Origin of the sequence: Actinomadura sp. NPDC048032 (assembly GCF_040653175.1) — a bacterium.
Lineage (GTDB): Bacteria > Actinomycetota > Actinomycetes > Streptosporangiales > Streptosporangiaceae > Spirillospora > Spirillospora verrucosospora.
This window is the reverse complement of record NZ_JBEZJP010000002.1, coordinates 24,921-46,834: the sequence shown is the minus strand read 5'-3', so window position 1 is coordinate 46,834 and position 21,914 is coordinate 24,921. Positions and strand designations below refer to the sequence as shown.

Below are 21,914 nucleotides of genomic sequence, written 5' to 3'. Positions count from 1 at the left end.
CCACCTTAGAGGGCGCGGGGCGGTCCTTCGAACGTCGCGGACCGTCTCGGCGCCGTCTTCGGCGGGGTTCACTCGGACTTGGGCGGGACGTGCAGCGCAAGCACGGTCACATCGTCTACCTGCTCATATCCGGCAAGCATCCGATCGACCAGGAAGTCGACGAGTCTCTCGGGATCTCCTACCACTTCAGGTGGGGCGTCCGCCGCGACGGCGACGAGCTCCTCAAGCCCGGCGTCCACCCCACGCCTACGGTTCTCCACAAGTCCATCGGAATAGAAGACCACAGTGTTGCCGGTCCTGATGGAAAAACTTGTCTGCTGCCGCTGGCTCGGCCAGCCGAGGGGGGTTCCGGGTTCGCGCTTGCTCACGCGCGCGGGCGTGTCGGGCGAGATCAGAAGGGCCGGAGGGTGGCCCGCGTTGCTGAGCTCTCCCTGGCCGGTCTCAGGGTCGATGACCGCGTAGACGACGGTGGTGAACTGCTCCTCGTCCTCCGTGGCGCTGAACAGCCGGTCGAGGCCGGCCAGGACCGCGGCGGGGCGCGGGTCGTTCAGCGCGAGGGCGCGCAGGGCGTTGCGCACGCGGCCCATTCCGGCCGCGGCGAGGACGCCCTTGCCCATCACGTCGCCGACGGCCACGGCGAGCCGGTTGTCGGCGAGGCGGAAGACGTCGTACCAGTCGCCGCCCACCTGCACGTGGCGCGTCGCGGGGTTGTAGCGGGCGGCGAGCGCCATGCCCGGCAGCTGCGGCAGGTCGCTGGGCAGCAGGCTCCGCTGGAGCTCCTCGGCGGTCTTGTGCTCGCGCTCGAACAGCAGGGCCCGCTCCACGGCCAGCGCGCACTGGCCCGCGAGCGCCTCCAGGAAGACCCGCTCCTCCTCGGTGATCTCCCTGGGCCGGGTGAAGGAGAAGCGGAGCGCGCCGATCGGGGCGCCGGCCGCGAGCAGCGGCAGGCCCACCCAGGCGCGCTCCTCCGTGTGCCGGGCGAACAGGTCGCGCTCGCCGTGGCCCAGTTGCAGGCGCAGGCTGTCGGGGTGCTCGGCCAGGAACGGCCGGCTCTCGCGCACCGCCACCGACATCACGGTCTGGTCGCTGACCTTGATCTCGTCGCGGGAGGCCGAGGACGTCTCGCCCTCCGTCCCCGGCTGGGACGGGGCCACGATGCTGAGCCGCAGCTTGTCGTCGTCCAGCAGCGCCACCGCGGAGTAGTCGGCGCCGATGGCGGACCGCCCGACCTCGGTGATGACCTGGACCACCTGGGAGACGGTCAGGGCCTCGGCGAGCATGGACGTGGCCTGCTGGAGGCGCGCCGTGCGCAGCGCCGCCGCCGAGAGCTGCTCGGTCAGCCGGCCGCGCATCTCCTCGGCCTCGCGCTGCCCGGTGACGTCGGTGTTGGCGCCGACCCACTCGATCACCGCGTCGCCGCGCCAGATGGGCACGGCCCTGACGTCGAAGTGCCGGTATGTGCCGCTCTTGGTGCGGATGCGGTAGTTGGTCTCGAAGACCCGGTTCTCTGCCACGCAGTCGCGCCAGTGCGCCTCGATGCGGGGCCGGTCCTCGGGATGCACGACCGACAGCCAGCCGCCGACCGCGTAGTCGTCCGGCGTCTGGCCGGTGATGGCGCGCCACTCGGGCGCGTCGTCGATCGCCCCGCCGGCCGGCGCGGCGACCCACACCACCTGGGCGCTGGCCTCCACGAGCGAGCGGTAGCGCTGCTCCTTGCGGCGGATGACCTCCTCGGCCCTGCGCCGCTCGGTCACGTCCAGAGCGGTCAGGACGACGCCCGGCCGCTCGTCGCCGCCGCCGTTGGCGGGCAGCCACGTGCACGCCAGGATGCGCTCCTCGACGGCGGTGGCCACGCCGGGCGCATCGCCGGTCGCCTCGGCATCCCGGACCGGGACGACGAGTTCGAGGTCGGTCACCGGGCGGTCGTCGGCGATCACCTTGCGGAGCGCCGTCTCGAACGCCGCCGCCAGCGCCTCGGGCAGCACCTCCGACGGCCGGCGCTGCTGGAGATCGCGGACGCGCACGTCCAGCAGCTCCGCGAGCGCGTCGTTGGCCCGGCGGCAACGCAGATCGCGATCGAAGAACGCCAGCCCTTCGGGCGCTTCCCGCAGCAAGGTCGCGTACAGCGCGGCGTCGGACGCATCCATGGGCTGCCCCTCCACCCCTGAGACGCGGGGATGCGGAACGGACGTCTCGGTGCTCAACGACAACACCTCCGCCCCAGAGGGTCCCGTACCGCGCGGCAATTATTCATCACTATGAGTGAATGGGAGCAGGTTAACGCTCCCGCCTCCATCACAACACCGGTCGGAGTCAGGTCTTCATCATCCCGATGGTTCGCCGCGTACGGAAGCCCTGATGAACATCCTTGCCCCTTCGGCCTCGGACGAACTCGTCGGTTTCGGACACCGTCGTGGAGGGCGCGCGCGGCGGCCCGGCATGGACGGCAAGTAGGAGATGTTACGGCGTACATGCGTCACGGGGTGTCAACTCGCCCCGTTCGGCGAGTTCCGTCCTGCTCGCGACCTCACCCGGCCGCCTTGGCGGCGGCCTTCATCTCCTGCTTGAAGGCCCGCACCCTGGCGAGGGAGTCGGGTCCGGTGATGTCGGCGACGGACCGGTGCGAGCCCTCCTCGCCGTAGTCGCCGGCGGCCTCGCGCCAGCCTTCCGGCCGCACTCCGTACTGCTTGCCCAGCAGGGCCAGGAAGATCTGCGCCTTCTGCTTGCCGAAGCCCGGGAGGCCGTTCAGCCGCTTGTAGAGCTCCTTGCCGCTGTCGACGCCCTTCCACACCTTCTCGGCGTCACCGTCGTAGTGGTCCACGAGGTACTGGCACAGCTGCTGGACGCGTTTGGCCATCGAACCGGGATACCGGTGGACGGCCGGCTTCTCCGCCAGGAGCGCCGCGAACCGCTCCGGGTCGTAGGCGGCGATCTCGTAGGCGTCCAGATCGTCCGAACCGAGCCGCTGCGCGATGGTGTAGGGGCCGGAGAACGCCCATTCCATCGGGATCTGCTGGTCGAGCAGCATGCCCACAAGAGCGGCCAGCGGACTGCGTCCGAGCAGTTCGTCGGCCTCTGGACGCTGCGCGAGGTGAACCTTCGTGGCCATGGGGTCAGCTTAGGGCGGCGCCCGGAGCCGGTCGGAGGCGACGCCGGGATCTGTCAAAAGTCTTACGAGGTCCGCCGTCCCCTGGCGAGCCGCAGGCCGGGGTGCTCGAATGGAGCGGTGAGCGAGGACGAACGACTGGAAGGCAGCCCGGTGGGGCGGAGGGTCGTCCTGGGGATGCTCGGCCTCGGCGTGGCGGGGGCCGCCGTGGGCGCGTCCGTCCAGGACAAGGTGAGCCGGACCCTGGCGCCGGTCGGGCCGATCGGGGACGTCCTGCCTGCTGCCGGCGGGTTTCGCTACTACTCGGTCACGCCCGGTGTGAAGCGGCACAGCGCCGCTACGCACCGGGTGACCGTTTCCGGTCTTGTGGACAAGCCGCAATCATTTGGGATGGCCGATCTAGCGCATTTTCCGCAGACAGCGCTCGACAGGGACTTCCAGTGCGTCACGGGCTGGCGGGTGCCGGATGTGCGGTGGGTCGGCGTGGCGCTGCCCGACCTGCTGGACGCGGTCGGAGTGTCCGCCCGAGCCCGCGCCGTGCGGTTCACGTCGTTCGACGGCGTCTACACCGAGTCGCTGACGCTGGAGCAGGCGCGACGGCGGGACGTCCTGGTCGCGACCCAGATGGACGGCAAGCCCGTCACCCACGACCACGGCGGCCCCACGCGGCTGTACGTCGCGCCCATGTACGGCTACAAGTCGCTGAAATGGCTGGGCGGCATCGAACTGACCGACCGGGTGAAGCCCGGCTACTGGGAGGAACTCGGTTACGACGTGGACGCCTGGGTGGGACGGTCGAACGGACGCAGCGATGCACCGACCTGAGCCGCCAGGACGGCTCGTGCGGTTCACCCGGGCCGAGCGTTCGATCCACCATGTCACCGCACTGCTGATGCTGGTCTGCCTGCTGACCGCCGCCGTGCTCTACCTGCCGCCGCTCTCGACGCTGGTGGGCCGCAGGGAGATGGTCAAGACCGTCCATGTCTGGTGCGGGTTCGCCCTGCCCGTGCCGATCGTGCTCGGTCTGCTGTCCCGGGCGTTCAGGACCGACCTTCGCAGGCTGAACAGGTTCGTGCCCGCGGACTGGGAGTGGCTAAGGCGCGGCGACCGCAGGGCCGTCCGGGACGGGCGCGGGGTCCTGCCAGTAGGCAAGTTCAACGCGGGCCAGAAGCTGAACGCGGCGTTCACCGCGGGCGCGATCCTCGTCATGCTCGGCACCGGCGAGATCATGACCTTCCCCGGCCCGTGGGAAGACCGGTGGCGCACTGGCTCCACCTTCGTCCACGACTGGCTCTTCCTCGCCGTCCTCGCGGTGACCGCCGGGCACCTGTGGGAGGCGCTGAGGGATCGCGAGGCGCTGACAGGGATGCTGACCGGGCGGGTGGACCCCGGCTGGGCCGCACGGCATCACGCGAGCTGGGCCGACGCCGCGCGCAGGTCCCCGGACGCGGCTGGACGGCCGACCGCCGCCGAAGCGAACCCGCAGGTGGGCGAGGCCAGCGCGGAGACGGGCGAGGCGCCGGCCGGTCCTCGGGGAACGCCCGGTGAACGGGGTCCAGAATTTGCGAAACGACCCCCCGGAACGTCTTGACTCTCTGCGCATCGGGGCCTGGAATGTGACATCGAGGCAGGGTTCTCGCTGAAGCTCCAGGCATGGGCCGTCCGAGGGAACTCCGTCTCGCCGGCGGCGTCCCCGCCCGCCGGTACCCCGTGCGCGGAGGTGTGCGCTGATGCCTGCACTGGCCGATCACCGGAACGAGACACGTGACGCTCTCGCACAGCGGCTTTGCGACGAGTTCGCGTCCTTCCCCTCAGACGCGGTGCACCGGTGTGTGGCCGACGTCCAGGCCTGCATGGCCCATCTGGGTCTGGAGACCACTCCGGACAGAGTCGAGCGGATGGCCCGAGAGCAGCTCACCGGGATCCTGAAATCGCAGCCGCCCTCTAGGCACTCACCCACCGGCGACGTTTCCGGCTGAAAAGACCGCTGAGCGGCCGATCGAGGCGGCGCGGGTTCGGTGGCGGCCCATTCCGGCCTTCGCCGGTGTCCGGGCCACCGTACGCGCCGGATCTGAGAGGCTAGGGGGGTGAGTCCCCGCAGCCGCAGCCGCTCCTCCGGGGACCCGGCCCGGGACGGCCCGAAACCCCCGGACGAGGTCTCGGCGATTTTCGACGGCATGCTCCAGCACGCCCGCGAACTGCTGGCGGTGCGCAGTCCCCTGGACGCGGAGCTCATCGTCAGCGAGATCCTCGGCTCCTGGTGGGGGCAGCGCGTCCCGGACGGCGACGTGGAGGAGGTCATCGGCGAGGCCCTGGTCGGCTACGCCGCGGCCGCCGCCACGCCGGCGGCGCTGGCGCTGCTCACCGGCATCGCCTACATGGGCACCCCGCGCCAGGCGGCCAAGGCCGAGCGCGCGGCGCTGCAACTGATGAGCGACGGCGTCGCCAGGCCCGGCTGGGCCGACCGCGTCGGCATGGTCGAGCCCGAGGCGTGCTTCGCGTCCAGGGACGTCTACGGCGACCAAGACTCCGTCATCTGCACCTACACCTACGGGGGCTCCGAAAGGCACGCCCTTGTCATCCTGGTCGACCGCAACAGGGCCGGGGTCGTCCAGCCGCGCGTCGGCCCGTTCGCGGCGGCCGCGCCTGCGGGGCGCCCGCCGGCGAGCGGGATGGTCCGGGACGCCTGGGTCTCCTCCCGGGTGGACCGGCTTCTCGACCACTGCCGCCGCGAAGGCCGCGAGAACCCGCTGATGCGGTTCGAGGAGCTCGACCCGCGCGACACCAAGGCGTTGCTGCAGAGCGCCTTGGATCTCACCGACGAGACAGACGACCCGCCGGTGAACGAGAACTTCGGCTCCTACCACGCGTTCGTCCGCGCGCGCGTGGACATCCTTCCGCCGGGCGGCCGCCTGCCCCAGCCTCCGGTGTACGGCCGCGACCGGCGCGCCACGATCGCGACGCGGTTCCTCGCCTCGGACGAGGCGGGAGAGCTGTCGGACATCTCCGCGGCGATCCGGTGCGTGGACCGGATCATCGACTACGGCTGCGCGCACGACTTCGGACGGCCCCTGCGGGTCAGCCCGATCAAGTGCGAGATGTTCCTGCTCGACTGGCTGCCGCGCAAGGTCCTGCTCACCCCGTCGGAGCAGGAGGCCGTCCCCCACGTCCTGGCCGCGTGGATCCGCTGGGCCGGACGGCGGACGGGGCTGCCGGAAGAGGGGATCAGGGCGACCCTGGACGCCCTCTGGGACGCCACCGCGAAATTCTCCGCGGCCTACCGCGATCCGGCCGCCTTCGGCCTCGACCGGGGCCTGGTCGACCGGCTGCTGCCCGACGGCGACCTGGAGGCCCTCCCCCGCCGCGCGTTCGCCCTGCCGTTCCTGTCGGGCACGCACCGGCGGGCGGGGCGCGACGACATCCTCGACCTGTCGGAGCTCGACCCGGCCGACCCGGGCGACCGCCGCGCCCTGCTGGAGTTCGAGCACCCCGGCGGCGACGAGGAGCACCTCGACGCGCACATGCGGCTCGCGGCGATGCTGTGGGACGGCGAGCCGCCCCACCTGTGGGACACCGCGCAGTCGCTGCTGGACGTCGGCTACGAACGCCACGAGATCCTGCACAGGCTCATCGGCGTCCTGGACCGCTGCGGGGGCGACCCGGAGGCCCTCCGGGAGGCCCTGCGTGTGCTTCGTCACGAACCGCCGCCCGACTGAACTCCCGGTTTGCGCGTCGCGCTCCCGGCGACAATCATCGGGTCCCGGGCGCGGTCTCGCGGGGGTCGGCACCGGCCCCTGGTCGTAGGGAGTGATCTTGTTGGAGTGGTCCGAGTTCGCCCGGCGGCTGGGACGTGAGCTGGCAGGTCTCGAACGGGACACGATCCTGATCGTGCGCGAACGCGACGAGAGCCGTCACTACGTCCAGGCCATGCGCGAGCCCGACCGGCTCTACGCCGAGGCCGTCAGCAACAACTTCCTCGAAGGCCCCCTCCTGCTCACCCTGGCCGACGAGGAGGTCATGAGCGAGGTGGGCTGGCGCCCGCCCGCCGACCCCGCGCCGCGCAACTGGTGGACCGAACTGCCCGAGGCGGGCATGCCCGGCGGGATGCTGAGCGTGACCGAGGCCGATTTCTCGCGCCTGGCCGACGTGATGGTCACGGCGCTGCGGGACGTCCAGGGCGTCCGGCGCCCGTCCGACCTCGTGTACGAGTCGTTCCACCGGCACGGGTCGGGCCTCATCGAGCTGCTCGACTTCGGGATCGAGGTGGCCGACCCGTCGCGGGTGAGCAAGCGCCGCGCATCGTCCGGCGGAGCCCGCCCTGGTGTCGACCCCCTGTCCGGCGCCGATCCGCTGTCGGGCGCCGATCCGCTGTCCGGCGTCGACCCTCTTCCGGCGGGCGCCCCTCTGGCGGGGACGCGGCTGCCGCTGCCGGATCAGGCGCTGCCCGGCATGGACGCGGAACTGCTCGAACCACGTCTCGCCGAAGCAAAGGCGAACGGCGACAACACCGCCTACTTCAAGCTCCTGGAGAACGCCGACCTGGTGCTGCCGGCGACCGCCTCCGCCGTGGAGGACCCCGACCGCGCCGAGTTCCCCACCATCACCATCGGCAGCGGCACCTACGTCACGGTGTTCACCTCGCCCGGGGCACTCGCGCGCACCGGCGACCGGCATCCCGGCCTGTACCGGCGCACCTCGTTCGCCCGGCTGGCCGCCGGTTGGCCCGATCCCGCGTGGCGGCTGGCCATCAACTGGGGCCTGCCCAGCGAAGTGCTCCTGGACTCGTCGGTCATCGGACGGTTGCAGGGCGGCAGAGGCGGAGCGCCCGATCCCCTCCAGTACGACCCTCTGTCGAACGAGCCCAACCCTTACGGGACGGTCGACCCCAACGCGCTCTCTGGGCCGAACCCCGTCGCAGGCGGCTCGACTCCTCCGGTCAACGGTTCGGCCCCTGGGGTGCCCGCGCCGGGCGGGGCGGCTCCGGGCGGGACGGCGGACGTCCCCTACGACGACGCTCACACGGCGGTCGACCCGTACTCGGCGGCCGATCTGCGGGCGGCCCTGGAAGCGGGCGGCGCACCTCCGAGGGCACCGGAGCCGGCCGCTGCGGCGCCTCTCGGCGCACCGACCGACGACCCGCCGGCCGACATTCCGCCGGTCAAGACCCCTCCGGCCGAGACCCCGCCGGTCAAGGACCCGCTGGCGAGCAACGGCCCTGCCGAAGACCCGCCGGCCCCGCCACCCCCGTCGGTCCCGCCAGCCCCTTCGGTCCCACCGGCCCCGGCGACCCGGCCGGCACGGCGGGCACGGCAGGCGCCCGCTCATGCGCCGCGTCCCGCCGGCGTCCCGATGCGGCCCCCGCACGGCACGCGCCTGTGGCGCTCGGCGGGCGAGGGCGGGCAGGAACCGGTCGCGGTCTACGACGCCATCGGCGGGGTCTGGACACCCGTGCGGGCCGACGCGGTCCCGTCTCCCTGGAGCGAGTGACGCGCCCTTCGGCTACCGTCGAGTACGGAATCCCGCCCCGCACGTGAAAGTGGATCCCCAGTGGACTGGAACGACTTCGCCAGACGGCTGACACTGGAGCTTTCACGGCTGCCGGTCACCTCGTTCCTCATCCTGCAAGGCCCGAGCGGTCTGCCCTACGTGCAGGCGATGCGCTCCGAGGGGACGCTCGACGCGGAGGCCGTCGGCAGCGCTTTCCTGCCCCGCCCCCTCGCGTCGCGTCAGGAGCGGCGACTGAGGGCGCTCGGCTGGGAGCCGCCAGACGAGGAGGACCGCAAGAACTGGTGGGACCGGTTCACCTTCCGCGAGCGCGGCGGCCGCGGTGGGCGCGCCTCCTCGGAGCTGCTGGAAGCGTGCGCCCTGCTCGCCGGGCAGATGACGGGCGCGTTCCGCGACGTCTACGGCATCGAGTCTCCGCTCGAACTCGTCTACCAGGCGAGCAAGGCCGGGTCCGACGGCGGGCCCCTGGCCCTGCCCGGTCTCGGCATCGCGCTCGCCGTCCCCGAGGACGAGCGTCCCGCCCAGGCCGCGGCGCGTCCGGCACGCCCGTCCGGGTCGGCCCTGGAGGCGGCGCTGGCCGAGGCCCGCGAACGCGGTGACCAGCACGGCTACCTGGAGCTGCTCGCGCGCGCCACGCTGTACCTGCCCGCGCCCGGCGATCCGGAGGGCGGCGAGCACCAGTTCGCCACGGCGCGTTTCGGCGACGGCACGTTCGTGCTCGCCTTCACTTCGCCCGAGGCCATGGACCGCTCTCTGCAGGGGCAGGCGGTCCACCACCGGCAGGCCTCGCTGGCGGAGCTGTCGCGGCGCTGGCCGCACCCGGAGTGGCAGCTCGCGGTGAACCCCGGCCTGCCGAGCGCGTGCTACCTGGACGCCAACGCGCTCCTCGAACCCGAGGAGCCCCGGACGCCCACGCCGCCGGTGCCGACCGACGTCCACGTGGCCGGTCAGTCGTCGCGCCGCTCGTCGCGCGGCTCGGCGTCCCGCGCCGAGGGGCGCGGTGCCCGGCCGGGCGGCCGCCGGGCCTCCAGGCCGCTTCAGCGCCCCGAACCGGCGCGGCCCCGGACCGACGCACCCCCCGCGCCGCCGGCGCCCGCACAGGCGAGCACAGCGCCACCGGACGGTCCGCCCGCGCCCGGGGTCCGCGCGCCCGTCCAGCGTCCGCCCGCTCCGCCCGCCCCGCCCCCGGCGCCGCCCGCCCCGCCGCGGCCCGAGGTCCCCGCCGCCGGGCAGGCCCCGCCGACCAGGGAGACGCCTGTCCCCAGGGAAAGACCGGTCGCAAAGGAACCATCGACGGCCCGGGAGACGCCTGCCGATCCGCAGGGTCTTCCTGTCGCGCCGCTTTACGGCCAGCGCGAGCGGGCACGGACCGAAGCCCCGCGCCCGCGCACAGACCCAAGGCCCCCCAGCACGGACACCCGGAAGCAGAGCGTCCCGGCCGCGGCCGCGCCGCCCTCCCCTGGAAGCGCGCAGACCCGCGTAGAGAGAGCACCCAGCATCGTCGAACGCGGGGCCCGGGCCCCGTCAGGCGCCCGGGGCATGGGGCCTCAGACGCAGGGGCCCGCTGACGCGTCCCAGGTCGTGGTGATGCAGAAGGTCGTGCGGCCCGAGCATGTGCAGCACTATTTGGAAGGCGGTTACGACCTGGTCGCCGGTTACGTGCACCGGTTCCAGGACGTTCAGGAGCTGAAAACCCCCGCCGCGCTGATCCGGGCTCTGGGGCTGGTGTACGAAGGGTCGCCGTTCGCGCCCGCCGATGAGCAGATCTTCGTGATCCGCTGGCCGGCCGTGAAGCCCGACCTGTTCCGGCGTCCGCTGGGCGGAATCGACGAGTGGAGCATGGGCATCATCGCGGGCGGATGGGTCATCGAGAAGGCGCCGTTCCCCGGGTCGGGGTACGCGCCGGGCGACGGGCCCGCGATCCCCGAGTTCAAGGTCGAGAGCCAGCGCCTGCCCCACAGGGCCGAGATGCATCGGCTCGACGCGCAGGGCAGGGTCTCCCTCGTGGCGAGCTACGACGCCGACCTGCGCAGGTGGCTCGTGAAACTGCCGGGAGGCCAGGGGTGAGCATCCGGCACGGCTACTACGCGGGCTGGCGGGGCGCCGAGTACGAGGCGAGCCCTGACGGCGACCGGGTGCGCCTCTACGCCACACGAGACGCGGAGGGGTTCAGGCAGGTCTCCCCTGACCGGTACGTCCAGGTGGTGCCCCTGGCGGACGTCGACCGCCTCCAGTACGTGACCACCCACTGCACGTGGCGCGGCGAGCCGTTCGTGGTCCTCGGCGAACACGAGGGCTGGCTGCGCGTGGAGTACAGCGGCGGCAAGGTCCCAGTGGCGGAGAGGCTCGGCCTGGAGCCGTTCGACCGGGGCGTGTACCAGGCGTGGGCGTCCCGGCACGAAATCGAGGATCTCCGCGAGGAGACCGTCTGAGCACGGGATTCGGCGGCAGCGGCTCTGACGGGTCGCGGGGCATGAGGGTGCAGAGCATGACGGGTAGTGGGGCATGACGGGTTGTGGGGCATGACGGGTTGTGGGGCATGACGGTCATCGACGTCAACGCCGACCTCGGCGAAGGGTTCGGGGTCTGGAGGCTGGGCGACGACTCGGCGCTGCTCGACGTCATCACGAGCGCGAACGTGGCGTGCGGGTTCCACGCGGGCGATCCGCTGATCATGCGTCGGGTGTGCGCGGCGGCCGTCGAGCGCGGGGTGACGATCGGCGCCCAGGTCTCCTACTGGGACCTCGCCGGCTTCGGCCGCCGGGAGATGGACGTGGCCGCCCCGGAGCTGACCGCCGAGATCCTGTACCAGCTCTCGGCGCTCGACGGCATCGCGCGCGCGGAAGGCGGGCGTGTGGCGTACGTAAAACCGCACGGCGCCCTCTACAACAGGGTCGCGCGTGACCCCGTCCAGGCGCGCGCCGTGGCCGACGCGGTGCGGGCCTACGATCCGTCGCTCCCCCTGCTCACCCTTCCGGGCTCCGCGGTGCATGACGTCGCCGACGGCCTCACCGTCGTCGCCGAGTGCTTCGCCGACCGCGCCTACACGCCGTCCGGCGCGCTCGTGTCCCGACGCGAGCCCGGGGCGGTCGTCCACGACCCCGACACGGTCGTGCAGCGCGCTGTGCGGATGGCCGTGGACGGCACCGTCGTCGCGGTGGACGGCACCGAGGTCGCGTTGAAGGCCCGTTCCATATGCGTGCACGGCGACACCCCCGGCGCGGTCGTCCTCGCCAGGTCCGTCCGGTCCGCGCTGTCCGCGGCGGGCGTCATCCTGGAATCGTTCGCGTGAAGGTGCGGCGGGTCGGCGACACCGCCTTGCTCGTGGAGACCGGAGACCTGGCGACCGCCCACCGGATGGACGCCGCCCTCAGGAACGTCCCGCTGCCCGGTGTCGTGGACGTCGTCCCAGGCGAACGGACCGTCCTGGTGGTCGCGGACCGCTCCGCCGACCTGAACGGTCTGGCCGCCCGCCTCCCGCGGCTGCGCCTGGCCGACGACGTGGTGAGCGACGCCGAGCCACTGGAGATACCCGTCGTCTACGACGGTGAGGACCTCGACGCGGTCGCCTCCCTCACCGGACTGTCGCGCGAGGAGGTCGTCCAGCGGCACTCCGCGGCCTCGTACACGGTCGCCTATCTGGGCTTCTCCCCGGGCTTCGGCTACCTGTCGGGGCTGGATCCGGCGCTGCACGTGCCGCGCCGCGCCTCACCGAGGAAGGCCGTCCCGGCCGGTTCGGTCGCGATGGCGGGTCCGTACGCGGCCGTGTACCCGTCCCGGTCGCCGGGCGGCTGGCGGCTGCTCGGCCACAGCCGCCTGCCGCTGTGGGACGTGTCGCGCGATCCGCCGTCCCTGCTCCGGCCGGGGACGCGGGTGCGGTTCGTCCCCGAGGAGCGTCCTTGATCGAGGTCGTGCGGCCCGGCCCGCTGGCGACCGTCCAGGATCTCGGCAGGCCCGGCCGCGCGCATCTCGGCGTCCCCCGGTCCGGAGCCGCCGACCAGCGCGCGTTCAGGCTGGCCAACCGTCTCGTGGGCAACCCGGAGGGCGCGGCGGGCGTGGAGTTCACCTTCGGCGGCGCCGCCCTGCGCTTCCACCGCCGCGCCTGGATCGCGGTGACCGGGGCTCCGGTGACGCTGCGCATCGACGGCCGCCCTCACGGGATGAACGCGCCCTGCTTCGTTGGGAGAGGCGCCGTCGTCGAACTCGGCGCACCCGCGTCCGGGCTCCGTAGCTACGTCGCCGTACGAGGCGGCATCGCCGTAGACGAAGTGCTGGGCAGCCGTTCGACCGACCTACTGTCCGGCCTCGGGCCAGCGCCGCTCGCGCCAGGTGACCGCCTGCCGGTCGGCTCTGCGAGGGGCCTGAGTCACATCAATGTGGATGTCGTGCCCACAGTGGTCATGCCGGAGACCCCGATCCTGCGGATCCTGCCCGGTCCGCGTGACGACTGGTTCGCCCAAGACGCATTGGCCACGCTCACGTCCGCCCTCTACGAGGTGTCGCCGGACAGCAACCGCGTGGGCGTCCGCCTGAACGGGCCGCCCCTAGAACGGGCGCGCGACGGCGAACTCGGCAGCGAGGGCATGGTCATCGGTTCGCTCCAGGTGCCGCCCAGCAGGCTGCCCATCATCTTCCTGGCCGACCATCCGACCACCGGCGGCTACCCGGTGGTCGCGGTGCTCGCTTCGGCCGCCGTGGCCGACGCCGCGCAACTGCGCCCGGGGCAGAGGCTTCGCTTCCGGCTCTAGCCCCGCCTCCGTGTCGCCCGGTGTCTAGGTCAGCGGTGCGGGGACGGACCCGTCCAGGTGCGAGACGTCGTTGAAGCCGCGCAGCGACGCCAGGGCGCCGATCCTGACGAGCCGTGAGATCGAGCCGTTGTCCGCGCCGAGGAACGCGAACGGCCTGGCGCCGGTGGCGGCCGCGAGGGCCTGGGCGATGACCCCGCCGTGGGTGAACACGGCGATCCGTCCACCCGCGTGGGCCGCCGCTATACGGACGAGCCCCTCCTCAATGCGCGCGGCGAACGCCTCGTTCCTCTCCGCCCCAGGGATGACGTCCCAGCGTTCCTCGGCGAACATCCGCTGCGCCACCGGATCGTTCTCGGCGACCATCTTCCGGAAGAGACCGCCCTCCCACTCGCCGAGGTGCACCTCGCGCAGGTTCCGCTCGACCCGGGGCTCCAGCCCGACTCGGCGAGCCAGCGGCGCCGCCGTCTGGGACGTGCGGCGCAGGGGCGTCACGTAGATGGCGTCGAGGCGCTCGCCGGCGAGCCGCTCACCGACCCGCTCCGCCTGCTCCCGCCCCTCGGGCGCGAGTTCTGGGTCGCCGTGGCCGTCCACGAGCGGGAACGGCCTGTCGGGGCGCGCCGGCGCGGAAGCGCCGTGCCTGATGAGAAGGACTTCGGTGGCGCCGTCCGGCGCCTTGTACGGCGTCTGCCGATACTCGGTCGGCTCATCCCGCTGGTCCACTCTGCGCACCCTAGACGGAGACGCTCGTCAGCCCAGCAACGGGGCCAGCCGGTTCAGTTCCTCCTTCAACGGCGCAGCCGGGATGTCCTCGAACGGGGTCACGGTCACGTCGCCTCTAGCGGCTTCCCAGACGCCGGCGACACGGCCCTCGTACAGGACGACCGGAGAAATCCATCCCGCCGCTCGGCTCACCTGGCTCTTGTGCTCGGGCGGCACCAGGTGGGTCGAACCTGTCCCGGCGCCAAGGATGTACTGGTCGAACCCACCGAGCAGCCGGACGGACGTGGTGGGCGCGGTGTCGAGGAGTTCGTCCCTGTGCTCGTCAAGGACGTACATGGAGACGCCTTCGACCTCGACAGAGGACAACCCATCCTCGGCGGCGGCGAACCACGCCCTGACGTCCTTCTTCCGGCTCTGCTTGCGCATCAGCCAGTTGTCGAACATCTCGGGGGTCGCGGGCCCGTGGGCGCCCAGATAGGCGCGGATCACGGTACGGGCGGCCTCCTCCATGGAGGGCAGACCCGTCCAGCCCGGAAGCCATCGCGCCGGAGAGGTGAAAGTGACCTTGGTGCCCTGGGGCGGCCCGTAACAGAGCACGCCCCACCAGGCCAGCGGCTTGAGCAGCGTGCCCCAACCGGACCCGAGCACCTCGGCCAGATGCCGTGAGCCCGTCTCGTCCACGACGGCCCGGGTGAGCTCCTCGCGCGTGAGCGCCGCCCCGTCCGACAACGCGTCGGCGGCGGCAGCGGCGATCGCCTCAAGGTCGGCCGGCGTGGCGCCGAAGGTCCGCTGCCAGGTCCCCTTCTCCCAGTTGCGGATGGACGAGCACAGCATGAGATGGGCGGCGGCCTCGTCGGCGGGCAGGAGATGCAGGGTGCCGCGCGCGGCCCACGTCTTGACGAGCGTCCGATCGTCCAGCAGGACCCGTGTCACCTCGCCGGAGACGGGCGTCCGCCGGCGCACCGCGACGGCGAACTCGGCGGCGGACGCCACCTGCGCCTGCACGCCCGCCAGCCGCCGGGCGATCTCCGGGGCGGGCACGTCCTCCGGCTGCTCGACGAACTGCCGCCGCATCCGCCAGGCGAGGATCTGCTTCCACGTCACCGAGGCCATGCGCCGATTACATCGCGGCGCACCGACATTCCACGAGGCGCCCCCGGCGGCGGGTCAGGCGAGGCGGTGGGACAGCTCGGCGAAGGCGTCCCGGACGTCGTCGGTGGTGAGGAGCGTGAGGTCGGCGGCGGTCGCCGCGGACCCGAGCCGTGCCGCCCGAAGCGCCCGGCACGCGCACGCCTTCTCGTACATGGAGCGGGCGAAGCGTCCGTTGCCCAGTTCGTCGATCCGGCCGGTCCCGCATGCGCGCTGGAACACGAGGGCCAGATCGTCCAGGGCGCGCTCCTCCCACTGGTCGCCGCCCTGCTCGGCCATGAGCTGGGCGATGCGGAGCAGTTCGTCGGGCCCGTAGGAGGGGAAGTCCACGCGCACGTCGAACCGGGAGGCCAGCCCAGGGTTGGAGGCCAGGAACCGGGTCATGTCGGCGTCGTATCCGGCCAGAATGACGACGAGGCGGTCGCGGTCGTCCTCGGCCCGCTTGAGCAGCGTCTGCACCGCCTCCGCCCCGAACGCGTCGCCGCCCGAGTAGCCGGAGTTGCTCAGCGAGTACGCCTCGTCGACGAACAGGACGCCTCCGAGGGCGGAGTCGATGATTTTGTTCGTCTTCAACGCCGTCGCGCCGAGGTGCTCGCCGACGAGGTCGGCGCGCTGTGCCTCGACCACCTCCGGACGGGCGAGGAGCCCCGATGCGGCGAAGATGCTGCCGAGAACACGCGCGACGGTGGTCTTGCCCGTGCCCGGCGGCCCCGTGAACACGAAGTGGCGGGTCGGCGGGCGCGTGACCAGGCCCTGCTCCTGCCGCATCCGGGCCACCTGCAACTGGGCGGCGATCTCACGGACCTGCCGCTTCACCGGCTCCAGCCCGATCATCGCGTCGAGGGACCCGAGCGCCTCGTCCAGGGTCGGGGTCTCGGCGTAGCCGCGGAACCGCTCGGTGACCTCGGCGAAGGCGGTCTCCACGTCCTCGGCGCGCACGGTGACCAGGTCGTCGGCGGTGGGCCTGGCCGGTGCGCCCGACGACGAGACGGCTTCGACCACGCGCACGTCCCGCGCGCGCGCCGCCGCCTCGGCCAGCGACCTGACGAACCGGCCGTTGCCCAGGTCGTCGATGATGCCGCGCCGCTCGACCTCCTCGAATCGGGCGGCGAGCCTCCGGCGGGCCTCCGGGTCGAGCCTGTCCTCGCGAAGCGCGGTGTGGAAATCGGCGATCTGCAGCAGCTCCGAGGGGCGGTAGGACGGGAAGAGCACGCGCGTGCCGAAACGGGAGGCCAGCCCAGGGTTGGAGTCGAGGAACTCCGCCATCTGTGTCTCGTACCCCGCCAGGATGATGACGAGGTTGTCGCGGTCGTCCTCAGCTCGCTTGAGCAAGGTCTGGACGGCCTCGTCGCCGAACCGGTCGGGTTGCCCCTCCGCGGAGTTGACCAGGCTGTACGCCTCGTCGATGAACAGGACCCCGCCCAGAGCGGAGTCGACGAGCCGGTTGGTCTTAATGGCCGTCGCACCCAGGAACTCACCAACGAGGTCAGCGCGGTGAGCCTCGACCAGGGCGGGTTCGGGCAGCAGCCCGAACGCGTAGAAGATCTTGGCGAGCACGCGGGCGACGGTGGTCTTGCCCGTGCCGGAGGGCCCCACGAAGACGAAGTGCCGCATGGGCTTCTCGGTGGGGACCCCGGCGGCGGCGCGCATGTGCGCCGCCTCGATGGACGCGGCGATGGAGCGGACCTGCCGCTTGACCGGCTCCAGCCCGATCATGCTCTCCAGCTCCGCGAGCGCGTCCGCCACGGAGATGTCCGGCGACTCCGTCCGGCGCTCGGGCGGCGCCTTGCGCTCGGGGGCGGCGCCCGGGTCGGCGGCCTGCGCCGCTGCGCGCTGGTCGTGCGCCGCCTGCGCGGAGGTGGCGGCGCCCCCGTCCTCGCCGGAACCGCGCCGGTCGGGCCTGCTCGGCTTGTCCGTCCGCTCCCGCTTCTCCGGACCAGAGGAGTTCTTGCGCGGCCCTGCCATGGCGTCCCCCTTCGGGCTCGCCTGCTCCTGCACCCAACCCGTTTCGTAAGCCTCCGCCGGAACGGCTCGCCTTGCCCGGTCCCAGCGGTAGGCGAGAACGGCCAGTGCCGCGAGCCACCCTGGCGTGACGCTGGCCTGCGGCAGCGGGTGGGCGCACGCCGCGGTCGCCACACCCGCGGCGGCCAACCCCAGAAGCGTCGTGCTCCACGGCGCGTATCCGCGCAGGCGGAAGGCGATGAATGCGACGGGCACGGCGAGCAGGGCGAGAAGCAGCGACGGGTTCAGATAGGGCGGGTGCCCATCGTCCGGGTAGAGCCTGCCCAAAGGCACCGACAGCGCCAGCCAGGCCAGAATCACCGTGACGACGGCCATGCCCGTTGGCGAGCGCAGTGTCAGATGAACGACGACCAGCAGGATCACCGTGAACGCTGCCGCGCCGAGGATCGGCCCGTCCAGGAGGACCGTCGCCACCAGCACAAGCGCGATCAGCAGGACCGCCCCCAGAAACCTCAGCCCGGGAGCGACCTGGAAGTAGCGCCATCTCAGGCGCTCGAAAAGATCCCGCGCCGCGGCGTTCTTCGCCGGGCGGGAGCGAGACCTGCCGAACAAAGCCATCAAGAGCGAGTAAAGCGCAGGACCGCCCGGAACGGGACTACCCGCGCCCTGTTCGTTGACTTACATCGACCCCTGCCTGGTGCGAAGCAGAGCCCACGCCGCGCCTGGGAGCAGGACATTCGTCCTGTCCAGAAGTCGATGTTCTGCTCTGCTTCCGCTTCCGGGCGCGCGGGACGGCGCGCCCCTACGATCGGTGGCGCAGTCCGTTCCCGCTCTAAGGAGACCCCTTGACCGACCCCACCGGCGCCCTGCCCGGGCTGGTCCCCTCTCCCGCCGCAGCCCCGAGCGCGGCGCGCGCCGCAGGTTACGAGATCGAAGAGGAGCTGCGGGCCGCGCCGTCCGGAAGCGGCCGCCCGGTCGTGATCGCGGGAGTGGACGAGGTCGGACGAGGCGCGTGGGCGGGGCCCGTCGTGGTGTGCGCGGCAGTGACGGACGCGAGCCCGCCACCCGTCCTGCCTGGGCGCGGGAAGAAGACGGTCGCGCTGACCGATTCCAAGCTCCTCACGCATGCGCATCGCGAGGCATTCGCAGATATCCTCCCTGACTGGCTGGCCGGGCACGCCATTGGCGCGTCCAGCCCAGAAGAGATCGACGAGCTGGGCATGACCGCCGCTCTGAGGCGCGCCGCTATCCGCGCGTTGGAATCGCTGCCCGTCCAGCCAGATGTGGTCATCCTCGACGGCAAGCACGATTTCCTCAGCCGTCCTTGGCGCGTCCGGTGCGAAATCAAGGCCGACCAGAGATCGGTCACCGTAGCGGCCGCGTCCGTCCTGGCCAAGGTCTATCGAGACCGTCTCATGGCGGATCTGGACGGCGAGTTCCCCGGCTTCGGGTTCGCCGACAGTGCCGGGTATCCCTCCCCCGTCCATCAGAAGGCGTTGGAGGAGCATGGGCCCACGCCGCACCACAGGCTGTCGTGGTCGTACCTGGACGAACTCCCACGCTGGCGCCACATGAAGAAGCACCGCGATCCGCTCGCCGGCGAAGGGCAGCTCAGCCTGCTGTGATCCCCTGTGAGCCCTCTCGCGCGCGTGCATGAGTCATCCCCGACGGCCCGGGTAGAGCGGCAGACACGGGAGGTGGATGCCATGGACACCGTCGTCAAGAAGCTGCTGCGGGAATCCGGCGGGACGTTCGCCGAGGAGGCCGGCATAACCCTGAAGGACCAGCCGGCCGCGCTGTTCAAGCTGCTCGTCCTGGCCAACCTGCTGAGCGCCCGCATCTCCTCGGACATCGCCCTCGCCGCCGCCCGCGAGCTGTTCGAGGCGGGAGGCGGCACGGCACGCGGCATGGGCCGGCTCACCTGGCAGGAGCGCGTCGACGCGCTCGGCAGGGGCCACTACGTCCGCTACGACGAGAGCACCGCGTCCCGCCTGGGCGACGTGGCGCAGATCGTCGAGGACAGGTACAAGGGCGATCTGCGGCGGCTCGCCATCGAAGCCGGACGCGACCCCGAGAAGGCCGCGGAACTGCTGCGGGAGTTCCCCGGCATCGGCCCCACCGGAGTGGACATCTTCTGCCGCGAGGCGCAGGCCATCTGGCCGTGGCTCCGCCCCTACGTCGACGACCAGGTGAAGAAGGGCGCCGAACGCCTGGGACTGCCCAGCGACGCCGAGAAGCTCGCCTCGCAGGTGCCGGAGAAGGACCTGGCCCGGCTCACCGCGGCGCTCGTCAGAGTGGCCCGGGACAAGAAGCTGGCCGAGCACCTGAAGGCCGCGTAGGCGAGGCGCGCACGCGTCACGTCCAGACGACGACCTCGTCCATGTGCTTGCGGGTGATGTCGGGCACCATCGCGTCGTCCGCCGGGTAGCCGACGGGTATCACGACGTAGGCGCGTTCTTCCCGCGGACGGTCGCACACCTCGTTCAGGAAGCGCATGGGGCTCGGCGTGTGCGTGAGGGTCGCCAGACCCGCCTGGTGGAGGCCGGCCAAGAGAAACCCCACGGCGATGCCCACCGACTCCTTTACGTAGTACGGTCGCGGCGTCTCAGGGCCTTTGTGGACTTCGAAGACGATGATGACCGCGGGGGCGTCCTCAAGGAACGGCTTGCGCCAGTCGGTGCCGAGCGGAGCCAGCGCGTCCAGCCACTCCTGAGAGGCGCGCTGCTCGTAGAACTCCCGCTCCTCCCGCTCGGCGGCGTCCCGGAGTCGCCTCTTGCGCTCCGGGTCGGTCACCACCACGAAACGCCACGGCTGCAGGTTGGCCCCGCTGGGCGCCGTCGCCGCGGCCCGGATCGCGTGCTCGATGACGGCGCGCGGCACCGGACGGTCGGAGAAGTCCCGGACGGTGCGGCGCAGCGTCATCGTGTCGGCGAACGTCTGGACGCGCTCGACCGACTGCTCGGGCGCGACGTCGAAACGAGGCGCAGGCACGACGGGGTACTGCGGCTGGGTGCTCATGTGACCGTTCCTACCGTCGGCCCCGGCCCGGGACAATCGGCAGCATCAGCCAACGTTCCCGGGCCCGTTCCGGCACTCCGCGCGTCGTGGGGTGCTCAGTCCTTTCCGCGCGAGGCGACCCACTCCAGGTTCCAGCCGTACGCCTGGTCGACCGTCATCTTGCCCCAGCGCGGACGGCCGGGCGGCGGCAGGACGTACCGGCCCTCACGGCGGACGACCAGCTCCCCGTTCACGTTCTCGATGAGCGCCAGAACCGCGTCACGGGAGGCGTCCATGCAGTCGTTCATGTGCATCTCGATCGGCGGCGCGCCCACCGGGAACAGCGTGGCGACCGCGTTCATGCCCCGGAAGTCGTCGGCGCCTTCGTAGATCTCGGCGAACACCAGGATCCGCTTGAACTCCGCCGTGTGGTCGAGGTTGATGTGGAGGTTCTCCCCCGTCTCGATCGCGCCGGTGCGGTCGTCCTTGTCGAGCTTGATGTAGGGCGGGCGGTCGAGCGCGCCCATGTCGCCGAGGGCGTGGATGATGCCCTTCCGGCCGTCCTTCAGCTCCCACAGGCAGCAAAGGTCCAGGTCGAGGTCGACGCCGCGGCGGCGCTTGCCGAGGAGCCCCTTGGCCGCGCCCTCGCGCGCCGTCCAGTTGAGGTTGACGCGCATGTGGCCGCCCGTCGCCCCGTGCTTGGTGAGCGACACCGACGGCGCGTTCTTCGTCAGAGAGATCTTGCCGCCCTGCTGTTGCGGCGGCGTGGCCCCGGCGGGAGGCGTGGCCCCGGCGGGGGGCGGCGGCGCGTACTGGCCGGGCGGCGGGTACTGGCCGGCGGGCGGGGCGTACTGCTCCGCGGGCGGCTGGTACTGGCCGGGCGGCGGCGGGGGCGCGTACTGGCCGGGCGGCGGCGGATACTGCCCGGGCGGGGGCGCGTACTGCCCGCCGGCAGGCGGGGGCGGAGGCGTGTACTGGCCGCCGGGCGGCGGCGGCACGTACTGCCCGCCGGGAGGCGCGTACTGCTCCTGCGGCGCGGGCTGCTGCGGCTGCGGAGGGGCGGGCGGCGGAGCCTGCGGCTGCGGGGGCGCGGGAGGCGCCGCCTGGCCGGGGTCGTCGACGCTGATGCCGAAGTCGGTGGCCAGCCCGGCGAGCCCGGAGTCGTATCCCTGGCCGATCGCACGGAACTTCCACGCGCCCTGCCTGCGGTAGAGCTCGCCGAGGACGAACGCGGTCTCGGTGGTGGCGCCCGGGCTTTCGAACCGGGCGACCTCGGCCCCGCCCGCGGCGTCCAGCACGCGCACGTAGAGCCCCTGGAACTTGGAGAACGTCCCTCCGTCGGAGGACGCGGCGATGACGATCTTGTCGACGGCGGGCTCGACCCTGTTCAGGTCGACCGCCAGGACGTCACGGACGGTCGGCCCCTGCTGCTTGCCCTCGTGCCTGACGGCGCCCGACCCGTGCACGGGCTGGTTGTAGAAGACGAAGTCGTCGTCCGACCGGACCCGGCCGGTCTCCGCCAGCAGGAGCGCAGAAGCGTCCGCGTCGGGCACGCCGGGGCCGCCCTGCCAGCCAAGCTCGACCCGCACCGAAGGAACCGGAACCGCCGTGTTGGCGCCCTTCTGCATCGACATGAACGCTCCTCGTCATCGACCGACTGTCACCAACCTACGGGCAGCCGCCCGGCCCCGCGACTCGCCATGAGGGGAGGACGCTCGGCGCCCCGG

18 protein-coding genes are annotated in these 21,914 nt (G+C 72.2%); 11 read left to right on the top strand and 7 right to left on the bottom strand.

Translation table 11 applies throughout. The features are described 5' to 3' along the window. Window positions 1-68 precede the first annotated feature (68 nt). Both AB0C69_RS00705 and AB0C69_RS00700 read right to left on the bottom strand, forming a co-directional pair. Complete coding sequence (locus AB0C69_RS00705; RefSeq protein ID WP_360347930.1) at window positions 69-2,147, bottom strand: SpoIIE family protein phosphatase; 2,079 nt, start codon at window positions 2,145-2,147, stop codon at window positions 69-71. Between the two features lie 380 nt (window positions 2,148-2,527). Beyond that, complete coding sequence (locus AB0C69_RS00700) at window positions 2,528-3,109, bottom strand: HhH-GPD-type base excision DNA repair protein (protein WP_353834132.1); 582 nt, start codon at window positions 3,107-3,109, stop codon at window positions 2,528-2,530. A 117-nt stretch (window positions 3,110-3,226) separates the two neighbouring features. Between AB0C69_RS00700 and AB0C69_RS00695 the strand changes: the two genes are divergently transcribed. The 9 genes from AB0C69_RS00695 to AB0C69_RS00655 all read left to right on the top strand — a co-directional run bounded on the left by AB0C69_RS00695 (window position 3,227) and on the right by AB0C69_RS00655 (window position 13,359). Next, the gene (locus tag AB0C69_RS00695) at window positions 3,227-3,931 is read left to right on the top strand and encodes a molybdopterin-dependent oxidoreductase (protein WP_345183067.1); all 705 of its coding nucleotides are present in this window, start codon (window positions 3,227-3,229) and stop codon (window positions 3,929-3,931) included. Then, window positions 3,918-4,697: a cytochrome b/b6 domain-containing protein gene (locus AB0C69_RS00690; RefSeq protein ID WP_360347926.1), complete on the top strand. Its 780-nt coding sequence runs from the start codon at window positions 3,918-3,920 to the stop codon at window positions 4,695-4,697. The genes AB0C69_RS00695 and AB0C69_RS00690 overlap by 14 nt, the downstream gene beginning before the upstream one ends. A 586-nt stretch (window positions 4,698-5,283) precedes the next feature. Continuing rightward, window positions 5,284-6,822: a hypothetical protein gene (locus tag AB0C69_RS00685; protein ID WP_360348005.1), complete on the top strand. Its 1,539-nt coding sequence runs from the start codon at window positions 5,284-5,286 to the stop codon at window positions 6,820-6,822. Window positions 6,823-6,919: 97 nt separating this feature from the next. Beyond that, on the top strand, window positions 6,920-8,593 hold the full coding sequence (locus AB0C69_RS00680) for an SseB family protein (RefSeq protein WP_360347923.1): 1,674 nt from the start codon (window positions 6,920-6,922) through the stop codon (window positions 8,591-8,593). A 60-nt stretch (window positions 8,594-8,653) separates the two neighbouring features. After that, window positions 8,654-10,678, top strand: a complete 2,025-nt coding sequence (locus AB0C69_RS00675) for an SseB family protein (RefSeq protein ID WP_360347920.1) — start codon at window positions 8,654-8,656, stop codon at window positions 10,676-10,678. Then, window positions 10,675-11,043, top strand: a complete 369-nt coding sequence (locus AB0C69_RS00670) for a hypothetical protein (protein ID WP_360347917.1) — start codon at window positions 10,675-10,677, stop codon at window positions 11,041-11,043. Before AB0C69_RS00675 ends, AB0C69_RS00670 begins: the two co-directional genes overlap by 4 nt. A gap of 107 nt (window positions 11,044-11,150) precedes the next feature. After that, on the top strand, window positions 11,151-11,903 hold the full coding sequence (locus AB0C69_RS00665) for a 5-oxoprolinase subunit PxpA (RefSeq protein WP_353835774.1): 753 nt from the start codon (window positions 11,151-11,153) through the stop codon (window positions 11,901-11,903). Further along, on the top strand, window positions 11,900-12,514 hold the full coding sequence (gene pxpB / locus AB0C69_RS00660; RefSeq protein WP_360347914.1) for a 5-oxoprolinase subunit PxpB: 615 nt from the start codon (window positions 11,900-11,902) through the stop codon (window positions 12,512-12,514). The genes AB0C69_RS00665 and pxpB overlap by 4 nt, the downstream gene beginning before the upstream one ends. Continuing rightward, window positions 12,511-13,359 (top strand): biotin-dependent carboxyltransferase family protein, encoded by an 849-nt coding sequence (locus AB0C69_RS00655; protein ID WP_360347911.1) that lies wholly within the window; start codon window positions 12,511-12,513, stop codon window positions 13,357-13,359. Before pxpB ends, AB0C69_RS00655 begins: the two co-directional genes overlap by 4 nt. Window positions 13,360-13,383: 24 nt before the next feature. On the opposite strand, the gene AB0C69_RS00650 is transcribed toward AB0C69_RS00655, so the two are convergent. The 3 genes from AB0C69_RS00650 to AB0C69_RS00640 are packed head-to-tail and all read right to left on the bottom strand — an operon-like array spanning window position 13,384 to window position 17,808. Beyond that, the gene (locus tag AB0C69_RS00650; protein WP_360347908.1) at window positions 13,384-14,079 is read right to left on the bottom strand and encodes a histidine phosphatase family protein; all 696 of its coding nucleotides are present in this window, start codon (window positions 14,077-14,079) and stop codon (window positions 13,384-13,386) included. Window positions 14,080-14,106: 27 nt separating this feature from the next. After that, a complete protein-coding gene (locus AB0C69_RS00645; RefSeq protein ID WP_360347905.1) occupies window positions 14,107-15,192 on the bottom strand; it encodes a winged helix DNA-binding domain-containing protein in 1,086 nt (361 codons plus the stop codon). Window positions 15,193-15,246: 54 nt separating this feature from the next. Beyond that, window positions 15,247-17,808, bottom strand: a complete 2,562-nt coding sequence (locus AB0C69_RS00640) for an AAA family ATPase (RefSeq protein WP_360347902.1) — start codon at window positions 17,806-17,808, stop codon at window positions 15,247-15,249. Between the two features lie 257 nt (window positions 17,809-18,065). Between AB0C69_RS00640 and AB0C69_RS00635 the strand changes: the two genes are divergently transcribed. Continuing rightward, entirely contained in the window at window positions 18,066-18,815 is a 750-nt protein-coding gene (locus AB0C69_RS00635; RefSeq protein ID WP_360348002.1) for a ribonuclease HII, read from the top strand. Window positions 18,816-18,896: 81 nt separating this feature from the next. Further along, a complete protein-coding gene (locus AB0C69_RS00630) occupies window positions 18,897-19,529 on the top strand; it encodes an endonuclease (protein WP_345183090.1) in 633 nt (210 codons plus the stop codon). Between the two features lie 16 nt (window positions 19,530-19,545). Here the strand turns inward: AB0C69_RS00630 and AB0C69_RS00625 are convergent, their stop codons facing one another. Then, entirely contained in the window at window positions 19,546-20,208 is a 663-nt protein-coding gene (locus AB0C69_RS00625; RefSeq protein WP_345183092.1) for a nitroreductase family protein, read from the bottom strand. Window positions 20,209-20,303: 95 nt separating this feature from the next. Further along, window positions 20,304-21,821: a TerD family protein gene (locus AB0C69_RS00620; protein ID WP_360347899.1), complete on the bottom strand. Its 1,518-nt coding sequence runs from the start codon at window positions 21,819-21,821 to the stop codon at window positions 20,304-20,306. Window positions 21,822-21,914 lie beyond the last annotated feature (93 nt).